The following is a 24,526-nucleotide window of genomic DNA, read 5'->3' as shown; positions in this document are numbered from 1 at the left end:
TGGCTGGAATACTCGGTGCTGTGATCGACGCACTCGACCCCGAGCAGCAGCAGGCGGTACTCGCACCGCGCGGGCCGGTGTGCGTGCTCGCCGGCGCGGGCACCGGCAAGACCCGCACCATCACCCACCGGATCGCGCACCAGGTGTCCACCGGGCACGTCGCCGCCGGGCAGGTCCTCGCCGTCACCTTCACCTCCCGAGCGGCGGGGGAGATGCGGGCCCGGCTGCGCGCTCTGGGCGTCGGTGGGGGAGACGGCGCGCCGGGTGTGCAGGCGGTCACCTTCCACGCCGCAGCGATGCGGCAACTGCGGTACTTCTGGCCCCGCGCCATCGGGGATACCCGCTGGGAGCTGCTGGACAACAAGTTTCCGGTGATCGGTCGCGCCGCGCGGGACTGTGATCTGCGCCCGGAGACCGATACGCTGCGTGATCTGCTCGCCGAGATCGACTGGGCGAAGGCATCACTGGTCACTCCGGAGACATACGCCACAGCGGTTGAGAAGGTGGGACGCACCGCGCCGATGGCGCCGGGCACCGTCGCCGATGTGTACGCCGCCTACGAGCGGCGCAAGAGTGACGCCGAGGGCAATCGCCTGCTGGACTTCGACGACCTGATCCTGGTCACCGCTGCCATCCTGCAGGATCACCACGTACTCGCCGAGGAGTTCCGGGACCGTTACCGCAGCTTCGTCGTCGACGAGTACCAGGACGTCACCCCGCTGCAGCAACAACTGCTCAACGCCTGGCTCGGCGAACGCGACGACGTGACCGTGGTCGGTGACGCGAACCAGACCATCTATTCGTTCACCGGTGCCACCCCGGACTACCTGCTCGACTTCACCCGCCGGTTCGAGGACGCGACCATCGTGCGGCTGCAGCGCGACTATCGCTCCACACCGCAGGTGGTGTCGCTGGCCAACCGGGTGATCGGCGCGGCCCAAGGGAGGGTCGCCGGGACCCGCCTGGAACTGATCGGGCAGCGCCCTGCCGGGCCGGCCCCGGTGTACGCCGAGTGCGACGACGAACCCGCCGAGGCCAAACGCGTCGCCACCCGCATCCGGGAGTTGCTGGTTCAGGGCGTGCCCGCCAGCGAGATCGCCGTCCTCTACCGGATCAACGCGCAATCGGCGGTGCACGAAGCCGCGCTCACCGAGGCCGGTATTCCGTACCAGGTGCGCGGCGGAAGTGCCTTCTTCGAGCGGCCCGAGATCGGGCAGGCGGTGCGCGCGCTGATGGAGCGGGCCGGCCGGTTCGGCGGTCTCGCCGGGGACGAACTGCTCGCGATGGTCAGGGGTGCTCTGGAACCGCTGGGACTCACACAATCCCAGCCCGACGGTGCCCGCGCCCTGGAGCGCTGGCAGGCGCTGAGCGCACTGGTCGACCTCACCATCACACTCTCCACCGAACGTCCCGGTCTCACCCTCGCGGAGCTGATCGGAGAACTGCGGGCGCGCGCGGAGGCCAAACATCCGCCCACCATGCAGGGCGTCACCTTGTCGTCACTGCACGCGGCGAAGGGCCTGGAGTGGGACGCGGTGTTCCTGGTCGGTCTCACCGAGGGATCGGTGCCGATCTCGCAGGCCATCGCCAAGGGCGATCCGGAGCCGATCGAGGAGGAGCGCCGACTGCTGTACGTGGGCGTGACCCGCGCCCGTGAGCACCTGCACCTGTCGTGGGCGCTGGCCCGCAACGAGGGTGGCCGCAGAACGCGCAAGCGCACCCGGTTCCTGGACGTGGTGGCGGATCAGGCCGATAGCGGCAGGCCGCGGACGCTGGACTCCGGGCCGACCAAGGGCAAACGCCGCACCTCGGACACCTGCCGGATGTGCGGCGGCGTGCTCGACACCCGCGAGGAGAAGCTGCGCTCGCGGTGCGAGAACTGCCCCGCGGACCTCAACGACGGCCTGGTCGAGGCGCTCAAGATCTGGCGCACCGGCCAGGCCCGCGATCAGCAGGTCCCGCCCTACACCATCTTCTCCAACGCCACGCTGTTCGCGATCGCCGAGCATCAACCGCGCAGCCGGGCACAGTTGGTGCGGATCAACGGGATCGGGTCCACCAAGATCGACAAATACGGCGACGACGTCCTCGCGCTCGTCGCCGAGCACTCCTGAGAGCGCATCACCGCAGGTCAAAAATCACTTGTGCGGATAGTTGCACCCACCTACTCTTGATGGCGACCGCACGGGATGACGCGCGAGAAGGCCGCATGGCCGCCTCGCCGCCGGAACGTGATTGACCAGCGCGCGAAAGGAGGCAAACGAAATGAACAACGCAATCATCAACGCAGGCAAGCAGTTCACCGCAGCAAAGGGTGGAGTGTTCGCAGCAGCAGCGGTTCGTATCGAGGCCTCCCACGCCCTGATCGGCAACCCGCCCACTCCCTGGCGACTGCGCCAGGATCGGGCCGGCTACGCCGTCGATCACGAACCGCTCACGCGCCCCGTGTGTTCCCTGCGACGAGGTTAGGTCCGCAGACCTTCCCTCTCACTTTCACCACGGGCCCCGCCGCCGCGCGGCACCCGTGGTTCCACGGTCACTGAACACTCGCACCGCTTGCGAGTGCAGTGCCGTTCACACGGTTCGCGCACCCACCGAGAACATCCCGTGCGCCTACCCGGCGCCGCTACCGAGGCCACCGCGAACAGCAGGTGGAATGGTGACCAGAAGTGCCGACCATCATCGACGATCGCCCTGTTGCGGGCACCGTCCGAAGTATCGAATCCGTCAGTATCAACATCGAGACCAGCCTGCCCTGCCGTGCGGGCGACCCGGATCTGTGGTTCGCCGAGGCCCCGTCGGACCTCGAACGTGCCAAGGCCCTGTGCGAGAGCTGCCCACTGCAGCGCGCCTGTCTGGCCGCCGCGCTGGAGCGCGCCGAGCCGTGGGGCGTGTGGGGCGGTCAGATCTTCGACCAGGGTGTCGTGATCGCCCGCAAGCGTCCCCGCGGCCGGCCGCGGAAGAACGCGGCGTGACCGCGCCCGGGCTCCACCGAGACGACGATGCGTTCCGATCCCTTCGATCGGAGCGCATCGTCGTTTCAGGTGTACGTGCGGGGTAGGGACGAGGAGCTCAGTCGCCGGACTCGACCAGCGGCACCCAGTGCTCGACGATGCGCCGGTACGGTGCCTCTGCCTCCATCTGCGAGCAGATCCCGACCATGCCGAGCAGAACCCGGAAGAGCATCACGTACTCCGGCGGCAACGAGAGCTTGCGGCCGGTCTGGAACTGCTCACCGCGCACATCGGTCGCGGTGTCGGCCACCTGCATCAGCCACTTGCGAGTGAAGTGGAAACTCTCCGACCGGAGCGGATCGACGTACGGTGCCAGGTAGCTGCGGATGTCGTCCGGGGTGATCTCCAAGCGCGGCGGAATGAAACCCTGACTGCGCAGGATCGGGAACAGCGCGTCGTAGTCCTCATCGCGGGCCAGCCGCAGGATCTTGCCCACCGCCGGCGGGATCCCACCCGGATACTCTGCCACCGCACCGAAGTCGAGCGCGATCAGCCGGCCGTCCTCGGCGATCATGAAGTTCCCCGGATGCGGGTCGCCGTGCAGCAGACCGGTCCGCGCCGGTGCGCTCACTTCGAACTCGGTGAGCTTCGCGGCGGCGTCGTCACGCTCGGCCTGGGTACCCGAGGCGATCACCTCCCGCAGCGGCTTCCCGGTCACCCACTCGCTGATGATCACCGTCGGCGCACTGGCGAAGACCCTCGGCACCCGCACGTTCGGGTCACCGTCGAAGGCCTTGGCGAACTTGCGCTGATTGGTGGCCTCGTACCGGTAGTCGAGTTCGGCTTCGGTGCGGTCGGTGAGCTCCTGCACCAGTGACTTGATGTCGGCGCCGGGGGTGAGCGGCTTGATCACCGAGCTCAGCCGCCCGAGCGCCTTGAGATCGGCGCGCAGCGCCTCATCGGCGCCCGGGTACTGCACCTTCACCGCCACCTCGCGGCCGTCGGCCCAGACCCCGTGGTGCACCTGCCCGATCGACGCCGACGCGGCGGCCTCGTCGTCGAACGAGGCGAAACGGTCCCGCCAACCGGTGCCCAACTGCCGGTCGAGCACCTTGTGGACGGTGGCCGCGGGCATCGGTGGTGCCTCGTTCTGCAGCTTCGCCAGCGCCTCGCGGTAGGGCTCGGCGAACTCCGGCGGGACCGCGGCCTCCATCACACTCATGGCCTGGCCGAGTTTCATGGCCCCGCCCTTGAGCTGGCCGAGCACCTCGAACAGCTGCTCGGCCGCCTTGGCCTGCAGCTCCGCGTTGACCTCATCCTTGTCCGCGCCGGCCAGCCGCTTTCCCCAGCCGACCGCGGTGCGTCCGGCCATCCCCAGCGGCAGCCCTGCGAGTTTGGCGGTGCGCCTCGCTCCGCCCCGGGTGATCTCGGACACCTGACTCCCTGAACTCAACCTGCCGTCCCGTCGGCGCCGGGATCGGTGACCCCGCAGCCGCAGCCGGGGTGCATGAACCATTGTCGGACTGCGATCGCGCTGCCCTCGACCTCCAACGTACAGCCGAGAACGTCCGGAGGCTCCGGCGACTCGCAGCGTCCGGACGCGATCGCATCGACCTGTTGCGCGGTGACCGCCGCCGTGACCCGCAGCACCTGTGCCGAGGCGCGTCCGCTCCGGCCGAACAACTGGCAGGCCAGAGTCGGCCAGCCAGGATCGGCGTCGGTCCGGGTGCGGTCCAGGCAGCGCAGGCAGGGACCCGCCCCGGGAAGCACCAGGGGGCCGATCACACCGGCGCCGTCCCGGAGCAGCACCGGCAGATGCGGCAGCCGCTCGCGCATCAGCCGCTGAACCAGTACCGGATCGGGGGAGAGGGCATCGGTGAGGACCGCCAGGTCCACCCGCCGGCCCTGCGGTGACCAACTTCGGGAGGTACCTGCGCTCACTGTGACCGCGTCCAGGGCGGAGAGTTCACCGAGTACGGCGTCGGCCACCGGCCCGCGACCGTGCAGGTACACGTGCAGCGGCTGGCGCGGTGGCTCCGATTGCAACAGCCCGTGCTCACCGAGAACGTCCATCAACCGGCGCACGTCGTCGTCGGTCATGCCCAGGTCAGCGGCGCGGTTTCCCAGCTCACGCGGGCTGCGATAGCGCTGCATCCAGCGCAGGAGCCCGGCCGTCACGTCCGGGGTGAGCCACGGCGGTGGCGCCAGGACGGGCGCTCCCGTCGCCGAGGCACCCAATTGCACGAGGGTGGGCGGCCGGACGACCACCGTCAGATACGGATCGAGGCGCTGGCGCATGACCACACCGTGGCATGCCGCTCACACCGGGAGGCCTGTGAAAGGCCGGTTATCCACAGGGTGAAACCGGCCCTGAACTGGTCAGTCGTCGTCGGATCCGGATTCACGGCGCATCTGCCGTTCGATCGCCGCGATCGGATCGTCGAGATCCGAGGAGTCAGCGGTGTCGTCGAGGAAGCGGTCGATGAACGCTGCGGGATTGTCGATGTCGGAGGCGTCGGGAATGAGGTCCGGATGGGCCCAGACACCGTCACGCTGCTCCATCGACGTGGCCGTACCGAGACGCTCCCACAGGTCGGCGGCCTCACGCACCTTGCGAGGACGAAGCTCCAGGCCGACCAGCGTGGCGAAGGTCTGTTCGGCCGGGCCGCCGGACGCGCGCCGCCGGCGCATCGTCTCCCGCAGCGCCGCCGCACTGGGCAGGCGGTCCGCGATGGCGGCGTGCACCACCGTCTCCACCCAGCCCTCGATCAGCGCGAGCAGTGCCTCCAGGCGCTCCAGCGCGGCGGTCTGTTCCGGAGTGGCCTTGGGCTGCAGTGCCGCACCCTGCGCTGCCATCAGTTCCTCCAGCTTGGCCGGATCCTGCAGCGCCGTCGGGTCCAGGTTGCGGGAGATCTCCTCGATCCCGGACATGTCGATCGTGATGCCGCGGGCGTACTGCTCGACGGTGTCGAGTACCCGCGCCCGCAGCCACGGCACGTGCGCGAACAGGCGCTGGTGCGCGGCCTCACGGGCTGCGAGGAAGACCAGGATCTCCTGATCGCTCTGCTCGAGGTCTTTACCGAAGGCGTCGATCGCGGCGGGCAGCAGCGCGGCGGTGTCGTCCGGGCCGAGAGGTAGACCGATGTCGGTACTGGTGAGCACCTCCTTCGAGAGCGAGCCCAGAGCCTGGCCGAGCTGCGTACCGAAGGACATCGAGCCGAGCTGGGCGAACATGCCCATCATCGGCGCGGCCATCTCGCGCGCCTCCTCGGGCATGTTCTCCAGCCACGAGCCGGAGATCTTCTCCGCGACCGGATTCACCAGCCGCTTCCAGGTGGGCAGGGTCTTCTCCTGCCAGTCCACCGGGGTCCACGCGACGGTGCGCTGCGGTCCGGCCGGAAGTGCGGTTGCACCGTCGAGCCACAGTTGCGCGAGGTGCGTCGAATCCTCGATCGCCGAACGCTGGCCCTCGGAGACGGGCTCGTGCTTCCCGAGCGTCTGCCGCGCGATCTGCCCGGCGACGGTGTAGTTCACCGGATCCCCGGACGCGGCGGCGCCGGGGGCGTTCATACCCGCGCCCATACCGGAGATCATCTGGCCGAGCTGGCTGAGCATGTCGCCGAGCTGCGACATGTCGAACGGCTGGTTCTGGCCGAACGGCTTGTCACGTCCGTCGCCGTCGTCGTTCGGCGAGGAGAATCCGAAGGGCACGTCGTTCATGGCTCCACGGTACTGCCCCCGCGTGCCGGTCGCCGCCACGTCCGTCACGCTCTGCGCGAACACCGGCGGTTACTCTGTGCCGGTGACCGAACGCAGGCTCTCGACGGTGCTCGCCGCCCTGGTTCCCCTCGTGGTGCTGGCCCTGTTGGGAATGATCGTGACGGTGCCCTATGTGGCCGTCGGACCGGGCGATACCGCCGATACGCTCACCACCTACGCCGAGAAGGACGACAAGGGCGTCCCGCGGGAGCGCAAGGTGATCAGCATCGAGGGCCTACCGGTGCACCGGCCCGCCGGGCAACTGCGGTTCACCACGGTCGCGGTGACCGACGGCCTCAACCTCTACGGGGCGCTCGGCCGGTGGCTGGGCGGATCGCAGCTGGCGCCGCGCGACGTCTACTACAACCCGGGCAAATCCCGGGAGGAGATCGATCAGGGCAACCGCGAGCAGTTCACCGGCGCGGAGTCCTCGGCCACCATCGCGGCGCTGCGCTACCTGAAGGTCCCCACCGCGTCGGGCATCGTCGGACTGGTCGCGGGCGGACCGTCCGACGGCAGGCTCCGTGAGGGCGATGTGATCGAGGCGGTCGACGGTGCGCCGGTCGTCGCGGCCGACCAGGTGGCCAAGACCCTGGAGGGTAAGAAGAAGGGGGACACCGTCACCGTGACGGTCCGCCGCGCCGACGGCCGGGTTCCGGTCCCGGTGGTGCTGGGCGAGTCGCAGGGGAAGCCGCGCCTGGGTATCGCCGTCGGGCAGGTTCCCGCGGACCCGAAGGTCAAGATCGGATTCGGGGTGGAGAAGGTCGGCGGCCCGTCGGCCGGCCTGATGATGACCCTGGGCATCATCGACCTGGTCGAACCGGGGGACCTCACCGGCGACCGGGTGGTCGCCGGCACCGGTTCGATCGATTCCGAGGGGCGGGTCGGGCCGATCGGCGGTATCACCCACAAGCTCGACGGTGCCAAGCGCGATAAGGCCAGCGTCTTCCTGGTGCCCGCGGAGAACTGCCGGGAGGCGAAGTCGTCGCCACCCGAGGGCCTGCAACTGGTGAAGGTCCAGACGCTCGACGGTGCGCTCGCCGCGCTCGCCGACCTCCGCGAGGGGCGCCCCGCACCCTCCTGCTGACCTCGTGCGGCGGCTCAGTCCTCGTCGAAGGTGGCGATCAGGCCCTGTACCAGGCCCGGCGCCAGTTGATCGGCACGCAGGAGGTCGGACTCGGCGAACGGATCGTCCTCGTCGTCCGGCCGTACCGACAGCAGCGTGATCCGCTGCCCGTCGCGCAGCACCGCGGCGACCATCCGCGCCTGCTTGCGTCCCGGGTGGCTCTCCGCGGCCGCCCGTCCGGCCCGGTCCGCGGCGTCGACGTCGGCCAGGTGCGGTTCGAGGGCACCGTCGAGGTCGGCCTCGGCGTCCGGCGGCAGCACGATGATCTCCTGCACCAGCGCGCAGCCCACCACCTCCTGCGGCCAGGTGGTGGTGGCGAGCACCCCGTCGAGCTCGGCGCTGCCGCCCTGCGGATCGCCGGGCAGCGGCTCCTGCTCGATCACCGTCAGGGAGGCGCCGTCGTCGAGGATGTCGGCCCACTCGGGCTGGCTGGTGGCCAGCAGCGAGGTGGGTACCAGCCCGAACAACTGCGGGGGCTGCCCCCAGCCCTGGGGCTCCACGAACTCGATCGCCTCGCGCGCGGCGCGGCCCAGGGCCGCCTCGTCGAACGTCTGATCCGCCTCGTCGTAGCTCACCCGCCCATGATCGCATTCGGAGGGCGCTGACCTCCACCGCGGAGGAAAACGGTAAATCCGTACAGTAGGAGGTGTGACGACTCCTCGTGCTGCGGGCATTCCCTCCCTGTCGCGTCGTGCCAAGATCCTGATCGGATCTGCAGTGGTGCTGCTGGCGCTGTTACTCATCGGCCCGCGGGTGGTGGACGTGTACGCCGCCTTCCTCTGGTACGGCTCGCTCGGGCACACGAATGTGCTGCGCACCGTGCTGCTTTCGCGAGTCGGGCTGTTCCTGATCTCGGGACTGATCATGGGGCTGATCGCGTTCGCGGGAATGTGGCTGGCGTACCGGGTGCGCCCGGCCTTCCTGCCCTCGCCGACCGACGATCCAGTGGTCCGTTACCGCGCGGTGGTCACCAGCAAGCTCAAGACCTTCGCGCTCGTGCCCGCGGTGATGATCGGCCTGATCTCCGGCGTCTTCGGCCAGGCCTCCTGGCAGCAGGTGCTGCTGTTCTTCAACCGCCAGCCGTTCGGCACCACCGACGCCGAGTTCGGTAAGGACATCGGCTTCTACGCCTTCACGCTGCCGTTCATCGAGCTGCTCCTGGGCTTCGCCTTCGCCGGCCTGATCCTGATGTTCCTGGCGAACCTGGTGGCGCACTACGTGTTCGGTGGGATCCGACTGGCCGGCCGGGAGGGTTCGCTCTCGCGCGGCGCCCGGATCCAGCTGGCCGCGATCGCCGGCGTCTTCCTGGTGACCAAGGCGATCGCCTACTGGTTCGACAGGTACGCGCTGGTGTACTCGAACCGTTCTCCGATGTTCACCGGTGCCAACTACACAGACATTCACGCGATGCTCCCGGCGAAGGCCATCCTCACCGGCATCGCGATCATCTGCGCTGCGGCCTTCTTCTTCGGGATCGTGCTGCGTGATCTGCGGGTGCCCGCGATCGCGACGGTGCTCATGCTGTTCTCGTCGCTGGTGGTCGGCGTCGGCTGGCCCGCCGCGGTGCAGACCTTCTCCGTCGGTCCCAATACCGAGCGGGAACTGCAGTACATAGCGAGGAACCTCGCAGCCACGAAGGAGGCGTACGGGCTCACCGACGCCAAGTACGAGAAGGCCGACGACAAGGTCACCGACGAGGCCCTGCAGACCATCACGGCCAAGGACGCCTCATCGCTGCAGAACGTCCGGCTGCTGGACCCGAACGTGGTGTCCAAGGCCTTCTCGATGCTCAACCAGCTCCGTGAGTACTACCTGCTGCCCGAGCAACTCTCGGTGGACCGGTACAACGTGGACGGCAAGTCCACCAATGTGCTGCTCGCCCCGGTGGAGCTGAACCCGGACAAGACCCCCAAGGACTGGGCGGCGCGGCACCTGCAGTACACGCACGGCAACGGCCTGATCACCGCGCCGGCGGGCCGGGTCGATCAGGTGGTCAGCGAGGGAAGCCGGGACGCGGTGAACACCGCGGGCGGCCAGCCGGTGTTCACCCGCGACGGTGTGGCCGGTGAGCAGACGGTCAAGCAGCCGCGGATCTACTTCGGCGAGATCATCGGCTCCGATCCGAGTTTCTACTCGATCGTGGGCAGCAAGGGCGCGCCCCGTGAGTACGACGCCGAGGGTGTGACCTCGAAGTACGAGGGCAAGGGTGGCGTGGACATCGGTTCCTGGTTGCCGCGCCTGGCGTACGCGATCAAGTTCACCGAGCGCAACATCCTGTTGAACCCGAACATCGGCTCCGAGTCGAAGATCATCTACCAGCGCGATCCCCGGGACCGCGTCAAGCAGGTGGCGCCGTTCCTGACGGTCGATACCAAGACCTATCCGGTGGTCGATTCCAAGTCCGGCCGGATCGTGTGGGTGGTCGACGGCTACACCACGCTGCCGCGGTACCCGTACGCGCAGCAGACCTCGCTCTCGGACGCCACCGGATCGCGGCAGCAGGCGCTGCCCGGCCAGCCGGCGCAGCGGCGTCAGCCGGACGAGAAGGTGGGATACATCCGGAACTCGGTCAAGGCCACCGTCGACGCCTACGACGGCACGGTGAAGCTGTACCAGGTGGACGACGAGGATCCGGTGCTCAACGCCTGGAAGAAGGTGTTCTCCGGGGTGATCGAGCCGAAGGATCAGGTGCCGCCGGAGATCGCGCAGCACTTCCGCTACCCGCAGGACCTGTTCGAGGTGCAGCGGTTCCTGCTGCAGAAGTACCACGTCAGCGAGCCGAACACGTTCCGCAACGAGAGCGATGTGTGGCAGGTGGCCGGTGCTCCCAAGGACACCCCGGACAAGGACGGTCTGCAGGTGCCGTACTACTCGGTGGCGGCGATGCCCAACGGGGGCCCCACGCAGTTCCAGCTCTCGACGGTGCTGCAACCGCGGAACCAGCCGTACGTGGCCGCGCAGGTCTCCGTCGCCTCCGCCGGTGAGGACGCCGGAAGGGTGATCGTGCGGACCATGCCGCGCCGTACCGCCGGTCCGAGCCAGGCGGCCGACCTGATCAAGGCCTCCGAGCCGTACCGTGCGGACAACGCCAACATTCAGGCGCTGAACCCGCAGTTCGGCAATCTCCAGGCGATCGGGCTGGCGAACGGCGGCATGGTCTACGTGTGGCCGATGTACGCGCGCAGCAGTGAGCGGGACACCCCGCCGAAGCTGATCAAGGTGCTCACACTGAACCCGGTGACCTCCGGTGCCGGCTACAAGCCGACGGTGGCCGACTCGCTCGCCCAGGCGGGTTTCCGGGACGCGAGCGCGGCGCTGGCCGCAGCCGCACCCGGTATGACCGGTCCGAACCAGCCGGCGACGGTGCCCGGCGGCGCGCCGTCCGGCCCGACCGCGCCTCCGGTCACCGGTTCGGCGGCGGGGGAGACCCCGGAGCTCAAGGCTGCGGTGAAGGCCGTCTCCGATGCCTGGGGTTCGGTGCTCTCCGCGCAGCGCAACGGTGATCAGGCCGCAGTCGGCCAGGCCATGAAGCAGTTGGGCGAGGCTGTGGGCAAGCTGCAGGAGGCCGAGGCGAAGGCGCAGGGCGGCAATTGATTCCGGCTCCCGGGCGGGGGTGGTCGATGTCGCCGCCGCCCGGGAGACCAGCGTCACGTTCAACTGATTTGCACATCGTGAGCGGATTCCAGTAACGTGGTGTTCACCCAACGCGGGGTGGAGCAGCTCGGTAGCTCGCTGGGCTCATAACCCAGAGGTCGCAGGTTCAAATCCTGTCCCCGCTACTAGATCGAAAGGCCCCGGAGAAATCCGGGGCCTTTCGCTTTCACGGGTACGTTCGATGTGGTGACATCAGAACTGCAGCGCATGCTCGCCGGTGAGCGGTACCGCGACAGCGATCCGGAGCTCGTCGCCATGCGCAAGGCCTGTGGCAGGCTGCTCGACCGTTTCAACGCCACCGGTACCGACGACGACACGCAGCGCGGCGCGATCCTCGGTGAACTGCTCGCCGGCATCGGCGCGGGATCGTGGATCATGCCGCGCTTCCGATGCGACTACGGTTCGAACATCACCATCGGTTCCAACAGCTTCCTCAACTACGACGCGATTCTGCTGGACTGTGAGCCGATCACCATCGGTGACGACGTCTCGATCGGGCCGCGCACGCAACTGCTGACCGCCCTGCATCCGGTCGCCGACCACCGTGCTCGGCGGGAACGGTGGGAGAGCGCCGAGCCGATCACCATCGGCGACAACGTGTGGTTCGGCGGAGGTGTGATCGTGTGCCCCGGAGTCACCGTCGGCCGGAACACTGTCATCGGTGCGGGCAGTGTGGTCACGCGCGACATCCCGGACCACGTGGTCGCCGTGGGCAACCCGTGCCGGGTGGTGCGAGAACTCCCCGTCGAACACGTGTCGCCGGTCACCTTCGGATCAGCGTGAGCCGGACGGTTCCGCGGGGCAGGGCCCGTTCGGCACAGTGGCACGGCATGACCGCACAGTCCGTGCAGACGCCGTAGCCACAGGAGAAAAGCCATGCCGACACTCGTGATCGTCGCCCTCGTCGGGCTCATCGGGCAACTCGTGGACGGCAGCCTGGGCATGGCCTTCGGGGTCACCGCCAGCACACTCCTGGTGGCGCTGACGTCCTCCTCGCCGGCCGTGATCAGTGCGACGGTGCACCTCGCCGAGATCGGCACCAGTGCCGCGTCGGGCGCCTCGCACTGGCGGTTCGGCAACGTCGACTGGAAGGTGGTCCGGCGGATCGGAATCCCCGGAGCCATCGGCGCCTTCGTCGGCGCGACGGTGCTCTCCAACCTCTCCACCGAGGTGGCCAAGCCACTGATGTCGACGCTCCTGCTGATCCTGGGCCTGTACGTGCTGCTGCGGTTCACCTTCCGCGGCATCGACACCAGGAATCTGGGCAAGCCGCTCCGGTCGCGCTTCCTGGCGCCGCTGGGCCTGTTCGGCGGCTTCATCGATGCCACCGGAGGCGGCGGCTGGGGTCCGGTCGGGACGCCCGCACTGCTGGCCTCGGGCCGGATGGAGCCGCGCAAGGTGGTCGGCACCATCGACACCAGCGAGTTCCTCATCGCCCTGTCCGCGTCGCTCGGCTTCCTGGCGAACCTCGGCGGCGAGGGCATCGACTTCGGCTACGCCGGAGCGCTTCTCCTCGGTGGTGTGATCGCCGCGCCGATCGCGGCCTGGCTGGTGCGGCGGGTGCCGCCGCGCCTGCTCGGCGCGTCGGTGGGCGGTCTGATCGTGCTCACCAACGCCAGGACTCTGGTCGGTAAGAGCGGCATGGCGCTGGACCCGGGAGCGCAGCGCGTGGTGTACTTGTTGATCGTGGCCGGATGGATCGCGGCGGTCAGCTACGCCTTCCTCCAGTACCGGCGCGATGCGGCGATCGAATCCGCGGAGTCCGTGACCGTCACGGCGCAGCGGAACGCCGATGGCCCCGGCGGCCCGAAGGAGCCGGCCGCCGCCACGTCGTGATCGTCGACGGTCCCGCGCCGCGGTCGAGGGCCCGCACGAGCACCACACAGCCGATCGCGGAGAGCACCGCGCCGAGGGTGAAGACGGCCGGATAGCGGAACAGATCGCCGCCCACCCCGCCGGCGACTCCGGCGACGCCCTGCGCAGCCACCACCGCGCATGCCAGCAGGGTGTAATCGGTGCCTGCGTGCTCGCGGTCGCTCGCGTCCATCATCAGCGTGAACAGCGCCACCGTCGCGGCTCCACCGAAGACGTGTTCGGCCAGATTCGCCGTGACCACCATCGCGTATCCGCCGATACCGAGTGCGGCCAGTACGAACAGGACGATCGCCGCGCTCTGGGTGATCCCGCCCAGTAGCAGCGCCGTGCGCCGCCCGTAGTGGAAGGCGCACCAACCACCCAGCGCCGAACCCAGCAGTGCACCGGTGGAACTCAGCACACCGCCGACCACCGCGATCTGCTGCAGGCTCAGGCCCGCATCGCGCAGGAACGGCCCGGAGATCGCCGAGACCATCGCATTGCCGAACTTGTAGGCCACCAGGAGGCCGATCAACATGAGCACTCCCGGGCGGCGCAGGCGCATCCACCACGCCGTCACGATGCCGGCGGCGGGCTCGGTCGGGGCGGTGCGCGGTGCGGACGGCGGCTCCGGCCGGACCAGCAGGACGACGGGCACGGCGCACAGCGCGATCACCGTGCCGAGGGTGATCAGCACGATCCGCCAGCCGCCCTCGGCGAAGACCCACAGCAGGCCGCCACCGCCGGCGATCATGCCGATCCGGTAGGCGCCGGTCTGGATGCCGTTGCCCACGCCGCGCATGCGGTCGTCGAGCAGGCGCACCGCGAGCCCGTCGGTGGCGATGTCCTGCGTGGCGGAGAGCAGGTTGATCGCTGCGATCCCCAGCAGCAGCCAGCGCAGGGAACCGGCCAGGTCGGTGGCGGCGAGCGCGAAGGCGACGGCGGCGGAGCCGAGCTGGGTGGCGACGAGCCAATGCCGCCGGGTGCCGATCCGGTCGACGGCGGGTGCCCACAGGAACTTCAATCCCCACGGCAGGTACAGGAAGGAGGTGAGGCTGATCGCGGTCAGCGACAGGCCGGCGTCGCGCAGCAGCACGGGAATCGTCTGGGTGAAGAAGCCGAAGGGCAGTCCCTGCGCGAAGTAGAGGCACGTCAGGAGGAGAGCCACGCGCCATCGCACTCAGCGATTGTCGCAGAGTCGTCGGAACGCGCAAACGCCTGTGGCGGCCGAATCGACGAGGATTCGACCGCCACAGGCGTTCGTCAGTGAAGCAGTGCGGTTAGCCGCGGCCACCGCAGCTCGGCCATGCGCCGATGCCCTGCGTCTTGAGAACGTTCTCCGCGACGCGGATCTGCTCGGCACGCGAGGCCTGGTGCGGCATACCGGAGCCGCCGTTGGCGCGCCAGGTCGACGGGCTGAACTGCAGGCCGCCGTAGTAGCCGTTGCCGGTGTTGATGGACCAGTTGCCACCCGACTCGCACGCGGCGATGGCATCCCAGTTCACGCTGCTGGCGTTCGCGGCGCCGGTGCCGAAGGCAACGGGAGCGGCGACGATCGCGCCGGAGATGGCCATCATGCCCAGGGTCTTGCGGAGGTTCTTCAAGGGGTTCCTTTCGCCGTGCGCGTGCCAGGACACAGCCCGGTACGGGCGAGATGTCGAGGAAGATGTGGACCGTGCCTTCTCTGTCGGGCACAGCAGCGGGCTGACGAGATCGGTCAACCAACGGATCGACGTGGTGCGTCGGTCTCCGCGGTCCGGCGCCGGGACGTGACTGTCGCTATCGGCGGCGGGCCCACTACACACGCGGGGGTTCGTGGATTCAGTTTTGTCCCGTCTAGCGGGTCGACTGAAACACTAGGTGCCTATCGAGCAGGTGTCATCCCCGCTTCGGGACGGTCGCGTTTTGGTAACGGTTTGATCACGGCCTGCTGTGAACCTGAAATCGCAGGTCACAGACCTGTTGCTTGCAAAAGTTCGCACCCGCTATGACCAGGGAAAAGTGACTGCAATCACACCCTGAATGTGTCGGCGGTCACCGCGAATCGCCCATGCGGCGGGCGCCGCTCGCCGTCGTTCTGGCGTGCAGTGGGGGTGTCGCACGGGAACGACGCCTCCCCGGCGGGAAGCCGTTCCTGCGGTGGAGGATCAGACGGCAGACGGGAGATGCGGCTCGTCTGGGCCTGAGGGGCGCTGACCGCGGGTGTGGGGGGTTCCGGGCGGGGGCGCGCTGCAAGTGCCGCAGAACGCGAACGGGGCGCCGCCACGGCGATCGTGGCGGCGCCCCGTCTGCAGGGGGTGTGGAACTACTTGAGCTGCGAGCTCGTGAGGTCCAGGTGCCGGCGAGCGATGATCAGCTGCTGGATCTGCTGGGTGCCCTCGAAGATGTCCAGGATCTTCGAGTCGCGAGCCCACTTCTCCAGCAGAGTGCGCTCCGAGTAACCCAGCGCACCGGCCAGCTCGACGGCCTTGAGGGTCACGTCCGAGCCGACGCGGCCGGCCTTGGCCTTGGCCATGGAGGCGTTCATCGAGTTCGGAATCTTGTTGTCGGCCATCCAGCCCGCCTTCAGCGTCAGCTGGTACGCGGCCTCCCAATCCGACTCCAGACGGATGAACTCGGCGGCGGCGTGCGGCAGGGTGTTGATCGGCGCGTCGTAGTCGATCTCGATGCCGGCGTCCTCGAGCACCTTGCGCAGCTCCTCGAGCGAGGCGCGCGAGCAACCGATCGCCATGGCGGCCACCAGCGGACGGGTGTTGTCGAAGGTCTGCATGACCCCCGCGAAACCCTTCTCCACGTTCACTTCCGGGCTGCCGAGGATGTTCTCGAACGGAATGCGGCAGTCCTCGAAGCGGATCTCGGCGGTATCCGAGGCGCGGATGCCCAGCTTGTGCTCGAGGCGGGCGACGGTGACGCCCGGGTGCTCACGCGGAACCACGAACGACTTGATCGCCGCACGACCGAGGCTCTTGTCGACGGTGGCCCACACCACGATGTGGTCGGCGCGGCCGCCGGAGGTCACGAAGATCTTGGTGCCGTTGATGACCCACTCGTCGCCATCGCGCTTGGCGGTGGCGCTGACGGCGGCCGAGTCCGAGCCGAACGAGGGCTCGGTGATGGCCATCGACGCCCACACCTTGCCGAAACGCTCGAGCTGCTCATCGGTGGCGACCGCCGCGATCGCGGCGTTGCCGAGTCCCTGGTACGGGAAGGCGAGCATCAGACCCGTGTCGCCCCAGCACATCTCGATCGCGTTGACGATCGACTCCATGGTGCCGCCGTTGCGGCTACCGGCGGTGACGTCGACCGGCTTGGGCTTCTCCTCGGCGTCGCCCTCGCCCTTCTTGCGGTCGCCGCTGGCGGCCGACGGCGCCTGGCCGGCGTCGGCGAGGCCGTCGTACAGCGCGGCGATGGTGTCGAGCTCCTTGGGGTACTCGTGCTCCGCGAGGTCGTACTTGCGGGAGATCGGACGGAAGATCTCCGCCGCGCCCTGGTGCGACATCTCGGCCGAGGCCTTGAGCTTCTTGGGAAGTTCCAGATTAATTGCCATGATGGTTCTCTCAGTCTCTGATGTCGGTCTCTACAGGACGGCGACGCCCTCGGCGATGCCCACGGCCCGCAGATCGCGGTACCAGCGCTCCACCGGGTGCTCCTTGGTGAAACCGTGGCCGCCGAGCAGCTGCACGCCGTCGAGGCCGATACGCATTCCCTTGTCGGTGGCGAACTTCCGGGCCAGAGCGGCCTCGCGGCCGAAGGACAGGCCCTGCTCGGCGCGCGCGGCGCCGCGCCACACCAGCAGCTCGAGACCGTCGATCTCGGTCGCCATGTCGGCCACCGAGAAGGCCACGGCCTGACGGTAGGCGATCGGCTCGCCGAAGGCCTCGCGCTCCTTGACGTAGGGAGTCACGTAGTCGAGCACCGAACGGCAGGTGCCCAGCGCCAGCGCCGACCAACCCAGACGGGACAGGCGCACGATGTCGGTGTAGTTCTGCACAGCGGTGTCCAGATCGGCCTCACCCAGCAGGGCGGCGGCCGGCACCTTCACATCGGTGAGCACGAGGCGGCCCAGCGACGCGGCGCGCAGGCCCATGCTCGGGTCACCCTCGACCGAGACACCTTCGGTGCCGGACTCGACGATGAACAGCGCGGGCTTGCCGTCGAGCTCGGCGCCGACGATGAACAGCTCGGCGGTGGCGGCCTGGGGCACCATCGACTTCACACCGCTGAGGGTGAAACCGCCGGAGGTGCGGGTGGCCTTGGTGGACAGGGCGAACGGGTTCGCCAGGGCGCCGGGCTCGCTGATGACCACCGAGGACTGCGGCACGGACTCGCCGGCGAACTCCTTGAGGTAGGTCTTCTGCTGGCCGTCGGAGCCGTACTGCGCGAGCGTCACCGCGACGCCGCTGGGCGCGAGGATCGGCAGGGCGAGGCCCATATCGCCGTAGGACAGGGCCTCGGCGACCAGCGCGTTGGTGACCACGCCGCGGTCGGTGCCGGCACCGTCGAGCTCCTCCGGGACGTTGATCATGGTGATGCCGAGCTCGGTGGCGCGCTCGAGCAGCGAGCCGGGGGCCTCGGTGGCGGCGTCGGCCTCTGCGGCGGCGGGCCGGATGATCTCGGCGGCGAAGTCCTTGACGGTCTCCGCGATCATCTTCTGCTCGTCGTCGGGGTTGAGGTCGTAGTTCGCCTTGGTGCTCGCGGTGAGCCGCTGCGGCTTACCGGTGCTGGAGACCGTCTTGAACGTGCGGTTCGCGGCACCGAGAGCCTTGAACCCGGTCTTGGTGCCCTCGTAGGCCACTCGGTTCACGAGGTTGTGCAGGCCTCGGTTCTGCACGAACGGGGACTGGACCACGGCCATGATCGCGCGGATCAGTTGGCCCGTGGGGTTTCGTCGGATCGGGTTCTTACCGATTGCGCTGGTGTCCCGGGGATCGGTTGACGTGCTCATCTCCACCATCTCGTCTTCGTGGCGGCGGCCTCGCCGGGTGCTGAATCCCGGAGCTTCCGCCGCCAACTTACTCATCAGTCAGGTGGGACCTTACTCCGCGGTAAGATCGGTTGCCAAGAGGTGGACCCAAACCGGTGTCCCGGGTCACGGATTGAGCCGGCGCAGCACCTCCGGGTGCAGCGCGGGATTCGCCGCGATCGCCGAGCCGGCGTGCGGTCCCGCGGTACCGTCGAATCCGGTGAACAGTCCGCCCGCCTCCCGCACCACGATCTCCACCGCGGCCAGGTCCCACAGCGAGACCTCCGGTTCGACGGCGATGTCCACCGCACCCTCGGCCACCAGGCAGTAACTCCAGAAGTCGCCGTAACCGCGCAGCCGCCACGCGTCCTGCGCCAGGGCCAGGAACCGGTCCCTCCCGGCGCGGTCCGGGAAGTACGACAGGTCCGAGAAGGAGATGCTGGCATCGTCGATCTCCCGGACCCCGGAGACCGAGATCGGACGGGGCTCGCCACCGTCGAAGCTGGTGAACGCGCCCGCGCCGGCAGCGGCGAACCACCGCCGGCGCAGCGCCGGGGCCGAGACCACTCCGACCACCGGCACACCGTCGTCGAGTAGGGCGATCAGTGTGGACCACACCGGCACCGAGCGGACGTAGTTCTTGGTGCCGTCGATCGGATCGAGAACCCACTGCCGGCCGGTGAACACCGCCTCGCCGCCGAACTCCTCACCGAGCACGGCATCGCCGGGACGCTCGGCGAGCAGCCGCTCGCGGATCAGGGTCTCGGTGGCCAGGTCCGCGTCGGAGACCGGAGTCAGATCGGGTTTGGCGTCCACCACCAGATCGAGGGCGCCGAAACGCGACATGGTCAGCTCGTCGGCGGCATCCGCGAGTGCCAGGGCCAGAGCCAGATCGGGATTCGGGACCGACGGCGCAGCGCTCGACGCGGAAGGGCTCGACGTGGAAGAACTCGACATGGAAGAAAAGGTAACGGAGGTCGACTGCGGGCGTGTGCCGGTCCTCGTCGGTAGCCTGTGCCCATGGAATGGATCTGGGTGCTCCTGCTCGCCGCGATGCTGGCCGCACTGGTGGTCATGTGGCAGCGGAACAAGCGCGGCGCACCCACCTCCGCGCCCGCCGGCCCCGGCATGGAGGACGGCGAACTGACCCTCACCGGCGTCAGCCCCCGCCCCGTCGAGGCCGATCAGGACGGCAAGGCCTTCGTCACCGTCTCCGGGAGCGTCGTCGGCCCCACCACACCGCCCACCCATGTCTACCGGCGCCTGATCGTCGACTTCGCCGAGCGCTGGCCCGAGGTCGGTGACCGGTTGCCCGTGTACTACAAGGTGGGCAAGGTCGACAGCTCCTGGCAGATCGGGAGCCTTACTCCGCCGCCGGACTCCTACGGCTCACCGGAGCAGTATCCTGGGTGACTGTGCATCCTGACGTAGCAGCAGACATCGAGAGCCTCGAGACCACCCTCCAGACGGTGGAGAAGGTGATCGACCTCGACGAATTGCGCCGCCGCGTCGACGAGCTCGAGCACAAGGCCTCCGATCCCGAGCTGTGGAACGACCAGGCCAACGCGCAGCAGGTCACCAGCGAGCTCTCGCACGCGCAGGCGGAACTGCGCCGCGTCACCGACCTGCGCCAGCGCCTCGACGACCTGCCCGTGCTGTACGAGCTGGCCGAGGCCGAAGAAGGTGACGATCTCGCCGCCGCTCTGGAGGACGCCGACGGTGACCGCGCCCAGCTGCGTACCGAGATCGAGGCCATGGAAGTCAAGACCATGCTCTCCGGTGAGTACGACCAGCGCGACGCGCTGGTCAACATCCGGGCCGGCGCCGGCGGTGTGGACGCCGCTGACTGGGCCGAGATGCTCATGCGCATGTACATCCGCTGGGCGGAGAAGCACGGCTACGGCGTGGAGGTCTACGACACCAGCTACGCCGAGGAGGCGGGCCTGAAATCGGCCACCTTCGCGGTCAAGACCGATTACGCGTACGGCACCCTGTCGGTCGAGATGGGCACGCACCGGTTGGTGCGGATCAGCCCGTTCGACAACCAGGGCCGCCGCCAGACCTCCTTCGCCGAGGTCGAGGTGCTGCCCGTGGTGGAGACCACCGACCACATCGACGTCGACGAGAACGAGGTCCGCGTGGACGTCTACCGCTCGTCCGGTCCGGGCGGGCAGTCGGTGAACACCACCGACTCCGCGGTGCGCCTGACCCACATCCCGACCGGGATCGTGGTCACCTGCCAGAACGAGAAGAGCCAGCTGCAGAACAAGGTCGCGGCGATGAAGGTGCTCCAGGCCAAACTGCTCGAACGCAAGCGGCAGGAGGAGCGGGCCCAGATGGACGCCCTCAAGACCACCGAGGGAGCGTCCTGGGGCAACCAGATGCGCTCGTACGTGCTGCACCCGTACCAGATGGTCAAGGACCTGCGTACGAACTTCGAGGTGAACAGCCCCTCGGCCGTGCTCGACGGTGATCTGGACGGTTTCATCGAGGCCGGCATCCGCTGGCGGATGCGTGGCGATGACGAGTAGCGCGCAACTCGCCGGCGCCCTCCTCCCCGATCTCGCGGGGTGGCGGTTGCTGATGTTCCAGCGGATCCTGCCGGTCGCCCTGTGGGTGATCGCGGCGGTCCTGGCGAACCGGTTCGTCAACTGGGCGTCCGCGCGGGTCACCATGCAGATCGACAACCAGTTCAAGAAGGGCGACGCGCTGGTCCGGTCGGAATCGGCCAAGCACCAGCACGCTGTGATCCAGGTGATCAGCTGGGTTGCGATCGCCGCGATCTACCTGTTCGCCACCTATCAGGTGGTGACCGCACTCGGGGTGCCGGTGACCGCGCTGGTGGCCCCCGCCACCGTCATCGGTGCCGCGCTGGGCTTCGGTGCTCAGCGGGTGGTGCAGGACCTGCTGGCCGGGTTCTTCCTGATCACCGAGCGGCAGTACGGCTTCGGCGATGTGGTCAACCTCGCGCTCACCGGTGGCACCGAGGCCGAGGGCACCGTCTCCGATGTCACCCTGCGGGTGACCAAGCTGCGCAACACCGACGGTGAGGTGATCACCGTCCCCAACGGGCAGATCGTCAAGGCCACCAATCTGTCGAAGGACTGGGCTCGCGCGGTGGTCGACATCCCGCTGCCCAAGAACGTGGACATGGGCAAGGTGAACGCCCTGCTGCACAGTGTGGGCGAGCGCGCCTACCACGATCCGAAGATGTCGACGCTGTTGCTCGACGCACCGTCGCTGATGGGAGTGGAGTCGATCGACCTCGACCAGGTGAACCTGCGGATGGTCGCCCGGACGCTGCCCGGTAAGCAGTTCGAAGTGGGCCGCAACCTGCGCGAGCGGATCGTACGCAGCCTGGCGACGGCGGGTATCGCGGTCGATCCGGTCACCGACGCGCCCGACCAACAGGAGGTGAGCGCGCCGTGAGCGATCCCACCGATCCGGCCGAGCGGTCCACACCGTTCTGGAAGCGGTTGCCGAGGACCATTCCGCACACCCGTATCCGGACCAGCACCGCGACTCTGGTGTTGCTGTTCGTGGTGCTGCTGTGGTGGTACCTGGGCCTGCGCGCGCAGTTCGTCCCTGAGGAGCAGCGCCGCACCGGTATCGCACCCGCCAGCACCTCGGCGCAGCCGGTCCCGAACTCGACCACCACGCCTGCGGCGACCACCAGCGCGCCCCCCACCTCAGCCGCACGGACCTCTGTGGCCACCGCCGGGTCGTCCGGCGCCTCCGGGACCGGCGCGGCCTCGACGCCGGGGGCGCCGTCGGTCGCCGGGCGCGCCGGAACCCCCCGGACCGGTGAGAGCGACGGTGCGAGCACCACGTCGGCGCCCGCGGGTGGCATCGGCCTACCTGGTGGTGTCCGGATTCCGGGGCTGCCCGGGGCGGGTGCCACGGACGGTCCGGCCACCGGCGGCGGCGCACCGGCGAGTACGGCTCCGCCGGGCTAGCCGTCGGCGTCAGTACACTGGGCGACCGTGATCACGCTCGAGAACGTCACGATGAAGTACAAGGCATCGGCCCGGCCGGCGCTCAGCGATCTATCGGTCGAGATCGGCAAGGGGGAGTTCGCCTTTCTGATCGGGCCTTCGGGTTCCGGCAAGTCGACGTTCTTCCGGCTGCTGCTCAAGGAGGACAAGCCGACCACCGGCGATGTCTACGTTGGCGACTTCCACGTCAACAAGCTCTCCGCGCGCCGGGTCCCGCAGTTGCGGCAGTCGCTGGGCTGCGTCTTCCAGGACTTCCGGCTGTTGCAGCAGAAGACCGTCGCCGAGAACGTGGCCTTCGCGCTGGAGGTGATCGGTAAGCCCCGCTCGGTGATCGACCGCACGGTGCCGCAGGTGCTCGAGTACGTGGGTCTGGGCGGTAAGGCCGAGCGCATGCCGAGCGAGCTGTCCGGCGGCGAGAAGCAGCGCGTGGCGATCGCCCGCGCCATCGCGAACCGGCCGTTGCTGCTGCTCGCCGACGAGCCCACCGGCAACCTGGATCCGGACACCTCCGCCGAGATCGTGGACGTTCTGGACCGGATCAACCGGGCCGGAACCACGGTGGTGATGGCCACGCACGACCGCCACATCGTCGACTCCATGCGCCGCCGGGTGATCGAGTTCCGGCTCGGCCAAATGGTCCGTGACGACGAGACCGGCGTGTACGGCCTCGGCCGGTAGAGCCCGACCGACCCACGACAAGACTTGAAGGACTGATTCCACGTGCGTGCCAGCTTCATCACCAGCGAGGTCTTCACCGGCCTGCGCCGGAACGTGAGCATGACGATCGCCATGATCCTCACCACCGCGATCTCGCTGGGCCTGTTCGGCGGCGGCCTGCTGGTGGTGCGGATGGCCGACAAGAGCCAGGACATCTTCCTGCAGCGGGTCGAGATCCAGGTGTTCATCGACGACAAGGTCGCCACCGACGACCCGGACTGCCAGAAGCAGGTGTGCCAGGCGCTCGAGGCCAAGATCAAGGGGCAGCCCGGCGTCGACTCGCTGGATTACATCTCCAAGGACGAGGCCTACCAGATCGGTAAGACCAAGACCTTCGCGAATCAGCCCGATCTGGCCGATCTGGTGCGCCCCGGTGTGCTGCCCGCCTCGTTCAAGGTGCGCATCAACGACGACCAGCGCTTCGGCGGGGTGATCGACGCGATCAAGGATCAACCGGGTGTGGCCAGCGTGCTCGACCAGCGTGAGGTGGTCAAACGCATGTTCTCGGTGCTCGACGGTGCCCGGAACGCCGCCTTCTTCATCGCGCTGATCCAGGCCGTGGCGGCGGTGCTGTTGATCGCGAACATGGTGCAGGTGGCCGCGTACACGCGGCGCACGGAGGTCTCCATCATGCGACTGGTGGGAGCCACCCGCTGGTACACCCAGCTGCCCTTCCTGCTGGAGGCGGTGCTCTCGGCGGTGATCGGCGCGACGCTGGCGGTGGTCGGCCTGTTCGTGGGCAACAAGCTGGTCTTCGATTGGGCGCTCAACGAGTTCTACGCCAAGAACCTGCTGGCCCGGGTCACCGTCACCGACGTGATGTTGGTCTCGCCGTGGCTCTACCTGGTGGGCGGCGGATTCGCCGCGGCGACGGCGTACTTCACCCTGCGCTTCTACGTGCGGGAGTAGTCGCGCCCGCGCCCGACGGAAACCGTTTCCGCGCCGATGGTGCAGGCCCGTAGGATGGACTGGTTGTCCGCTGCTGGGCGGAGTCGATTCGAAGGGGTGAACAAGGGTGGCGAAGGAGAAGGGGCGCTCGGTCATCGCGAGCAACCGCAAGGCGCGCCACAACTACGCCATCCTCGATACTTTCGAGGCCGGCGTGGTGCTCGTCGGTACCGAGGTGAAGGCCTTGCGCGAGGGTAAGGCCTCGCTGGTGGACGCCTATGCCACCATCGACGACGGCGAGGTCTGGCTGCGGGGCCTGCACATTCCCGAGTACGGGAACGGAACCTGGACCAACCACACGCCGCGGCGCACCCGCAAACTGCTGATGCACCGCCGCGAGATCGACTCGCTGACGGGCAAGATCCGTGAGGGCAATCAGACCCTGGTGCCGCTGTCGATGTACTTCAACGACGGGCGGGTGAAGGTCGAACTCGCGCTGGCCAAGGGCAAGCAGGACTACGACAAGCGCCAGGACATCGCTCGGCGTACCGCCGAACGCGAGCTGGTCCGGGAACTGGGCCGGCGGGTCAAGGGCATGCGCGGCTGAGAGCTTTTC

At 68.5% G+C, this 24,526-nt stretch carries 23 protein-coding genes and 1 tRNA gene; 15 read left to right on the top strand and 9 right to left on the bottom strand.

The features are described from left to right. Positions 1 to 20 precede the first annotated feature (20 nt). The 3 genes from ACYVHG_RS04535 (at position 21) to ACYVHG_RS04525 (ending at position 2,975) form a co-directional block, all read left to right on the top strand. A complete protein-coding gene (locus ACYVHG_RS04535; RefSeq protein WP_461166228.1) occupies positions 21 to 2,114 on the top strand; it encodes an ATP-dependent DNA helicase UvrD2 in 2,094 nt (697 codons plus the stop codon). A gap of 151 nt (positions 2,115 to 2,265) precedes the next feature. Then, positions 2,266 to 2,469, top strand: coding sequence for a hypothetical protein (locus ACYVHG_RS04530; RefSeq protein ID WP_461166227.1), 204 nt, complete (start codon positions 2,266 to 2,268; stop codon positions 2,467 to 2,469). A gap of 248 nt (positions 2,470 to 2,717) precedes the next feature. After that, positions 2,718 to 2,975 (top strand): WhiB family transcriptional regulator, encoded by a 258-nt coding sequence (locus ACYVHG_RS04525; protein WP_461166921.1) that lies wholly within the window; start codon positions 2,718 to 2,720, stop codon positions 2,973 to 2,975. A gap of 97 nt (positions 2,976 to 3,072) precedes the next feature. On the opposite strand, the gene ACYVHG_RS04520 is transcribed toward ACYVHG_RS04525, so the two are convergent. The 3 genes from ACYVHG_RS04520 to ACYVHG_RS04510 all read right to left on the bottom strand — a co-directional run bounded on the left by ACYVHG_RS04520 (position 3,073) and on the right by ACYVHG_RS04510 (position 6,674). Next, a complete protein-coding gene (locus ACYVHG_RS04520; protein ID WP_461166226.1) occupies positions 3,073 to 4,389 on the bottom strand; it encodes an ABC1 kinase family protein in 1,317 nt (438 codons plus the stop codon). 14 nt (positions 4,390 to 4,403) lie between these two features. Beyond that, positions 4,404 to 5,252, bottom strand: a complete 849-nt coding sequence (locus tag ACYVHG_RS04515; protein WP_461166225.1) for a hypothetical protein — start codon at positions 5,250 to 5,252, stop codon at positions 4,404 to 4,406. A gap of 81 nt (positions 5,253 to 5,333) precedes the next feature. Beyond that, entirely contained in the window at positions 5,334 to 6,674 is a 1,341-nt protein-coding gene (locus ACYVHG_RS04510; RefSeq protein ID WP_461166224.1) for a zinc-dependent metalloprotease, read from the bottom strand. A gap of 82 nt (positions 6,675 to 6,756) precedes the next feature. On the opposite strand from ACYVHG_RS04510, the gene ACYVHG_RS04505 reads away from it, so the two are divergent. Then, positions 6,757 to 7,800 carry a YlbL family protein gene (locus tag ACYVHG_RS04505; RefSeq protein ID WP_461166223.1) on the top strand — a complete coding sequence of 348 codons (1,044 nt, stop codon included), beginning with the start codon at positions 6,757 to 6,759 and terminating at the stop codon, positions 7,798 to 7,800. 14 nt (positions 7,801 to 7,814) lie between these two features. Here the strand turns inward: ACYVHG_RS04505 and ACYVHG_RS04500 are convergent, their stop codons facing one another. Then, complete coding sequence (locus ACYVHG_RS04500; RefSeq protein ID WP_461166222.1) at positions 7,815 to 8,414, bottom strand: PPA1309 family protein; 600 nt, start codon at positions 8,412 to 8,414, stop codon at positions 7,815 to 7,817. Positions 8,415 to 8,487: 73 nt separating this feature from the next. On the opposite strand from ACYVHG_RS04500, the gene ACYVHG_RS04495 reads away from it, so the two are divergent. The 4 genes from ACYVHG_RS04495 (at position 8,488) to ACYVHG_RS04480 (ending at position 13,329) form a co-directional block, all read left to right on the top strand. After that, complete coding sequence (locus ACYVHG_RS04495) at positions 8,488 to 11,433, top strand: UPF0182 family membrane protein (protein WP_461166221.1); 2,946 nt, start codon at positions 8,488 to 8,490, stop codon at positions 11,431 to 11,433. Between the two features lie 111 nt (positions 11,434 to 11,544). Then, a tRNA-Met gene (locus tag ACYVHG_RS04490) sits at positions 11,545 to 11,618 on the top strand. Between the two features lie 82 nt (positions 11,619 to 11,700). Next, entirely contained in the window at positions 11,701 to 12,276 is a 576-nt protein-coding gene (locus tag ACYVHG_RS04485; RefSeq protein WP_461166920.1) for a sugar O-acetyltransferase, read from the top strand. Positions 12,277 to 12,369: 93 nt separating this feature from the next. Further along, positions 12,370 to 13,329, top strand: coding sequence for a sulfite exporter TauE/SafE family protein (locus ACYVHG_RS04480; protein ID WP_461166220.1), 960 nt, complete (start codon positions 12,370 to 12,372; stop codon positions 13,327 to 13,329). Here ACYVHG_RS04480 and ACYVHG_RS04475 read toward each other — a convergent pair. From ACYVHG_RS04475 to hisN, 5 genes are all read right to left on the bottom strand, one after another. Further along, on the bottom strand, positions 13,265 to 14,515 hold the full coding sequence (locus ACYVHG_RS04475) for an MFS transporter (RefSeq protein WP_461166219.1): 1,251 nt from the start codon (positions 14,513 to 14,515) through the stop codon (positions 13,265 to 13,267). The two genes, ACYVHG_RS04480 and ACYVHG_RS04475, sit on opposite strands and share 65 nt — an antisense overlap. A 112-nt stretch (positions 14,516 to 14,627) precedes the next feature. Then, entirely contained in the window at positions 14,628 to 14,951 is a 324-nt protein-coding gene (locus tag ACYVHG_RS04470; protein WP_461166218.1) for a transglycosylase family protein, read from the bottom strand. A gap of 701 nt (positions 14,952 to 15,652) precedes the next feature. Beyond that, positions 15,653 to 16,894, bottom strand: a complete 1,242-nt coding sequence (locus ACYVHG_RS04465; protein WP_461166217.1) for an acyl-CoA dehydrogenase family protein — start codon at positions 16,892 to 16,894, stop codon at positions 15,653 to 15,655. Positions 16,895 to 16,924: 30 nt separating this feature from the next. Continuing rightward, positions 16,925 to 18,301, bottom strand: a complete 1,377-nt coding sequence (locus ACYVHG_RS04460) for an acyl-CoA dehydrogenase family protein (RefSeq protein ID WP_461166919.1) — start codon at positions 18,299 to 18,301, stop codon at positions 16,925 to 16,927. A 135-nt stretch (positions 18,302 to 18,436) separates the two neighbouring features. Continuing rightward, positions 18,437 to 19,267, bottom strand: a complete 831-nt coding sequence (gene hisN / locus ACYVHG_RS04455; protein ID WP_461166216.1) for a histidinol-phosphatase — start codon at positions 19,265 to 19,267, stop codon at positions 18,437 to 18,439. A 63-nt stretch (positions 19,268 to 19,330) separates the two neighbouring features. On the opposite strand from hisN, the gene ACYVHG_RS04450 reads away from it, so the two are divergent. From ACYVHG_RS04450 to smpB, 7 genes are all read left to right on the top strand, one after another. Then, positions 19,331 to 19,723: a hypothetical protein gene (locus tag ACYVHG_RS04450; RefSeq protein ID WP_461166215.1), complete on the top strand. Its 393-nt coding sequence runs from the start codon at positions 19,331 to 19,333 to the stop codon at positions 19,721 to 19,723. Positions 19,724 to 19,725: 2 nt separating this feature from the next. Continuing rightward, positions 19,726 to 20,841, top strand: coding sequence for a peptide chain release factor 2 (gene prfB, locus ACYVHG_RS04445; protein WP_461166214.1), 1,116 nt, complete (start codon positions 19,726 to 19,728; stop codon positions 20,839 to 20,841). Further along, complete coding sequence (locus tag ACYVHG_RS04440; protein WP_461166213.1) at positions 20,831 to 21,739, top strand: mechanosensitive ion channel family protein; 909 nt, start codon at positions 20,831 to 20,833, stop codon at positions 21,737 to 21,739. Before prfB ends, ACYVHG_RS04440 begins: the two co-directional genes overlap by 11 nt. Beyond that, entirely contained in the window at positions 21,736 to 22,266 is a 531-nt protein-coding gene (locus ACYVHG_RS04435) for a hypothetical protein (RefSeq protein WP_461166212.1), read from the top strand. Before ACYVHG_RS04440 ends, ACYVHG_RS04435 begins: the two co-directional genes overlap by 4 nt. Before the next feature lie 27 nt (positions 22,267 to 22,293). Then, on the top strand, positions 22,294 to 22,983 hold the full coding sequence (ftsE, locus tag ACYVHG_RS04430) for a cell division ATP-binding protein FtsE (protein WP_461166211.1): 690 nt from the start codon (positions 22,294 to 22,296) through the stop codon (positions 22,981 to 22,983). A gap of 42 nt (positions 22,984 to 23,025) precedes the next feature. Continuing rightward, on the top strand, positions 23,026 to 23,931 hold the full coding sequence (gene ftsX, locus ACYVHG_RS04425) for a permease-like cell division protein FtsX (protein WP_461166210.1): 906 nt from the start codon (positions 23,026 to 23,028) through the stop codon (positions 23,929 to 23,931). A gap of 106 nt (positions 23,932 to 24,037) precedes the next feature. Beyond that, entirely contained in the window at positions 24,038 to 24,517 is a 480-nt protein-coding gene (smpB, locus tag ACYVHG_RS04420; protein WP_248489142.1) for an SsrA-binding protein SmpB, read from the top strand. Positions 24,518 to 24,526 lie beyond the last annotated feature (9 nt).

Source organism: Tsukamurella serpentis (assembly GCF_054780975.1).
The sequence above is the reverse complement of the archived record's forward strand: the minus strand, read 5'-3'. Positions and strand labels throughout refer to the sequence as shown.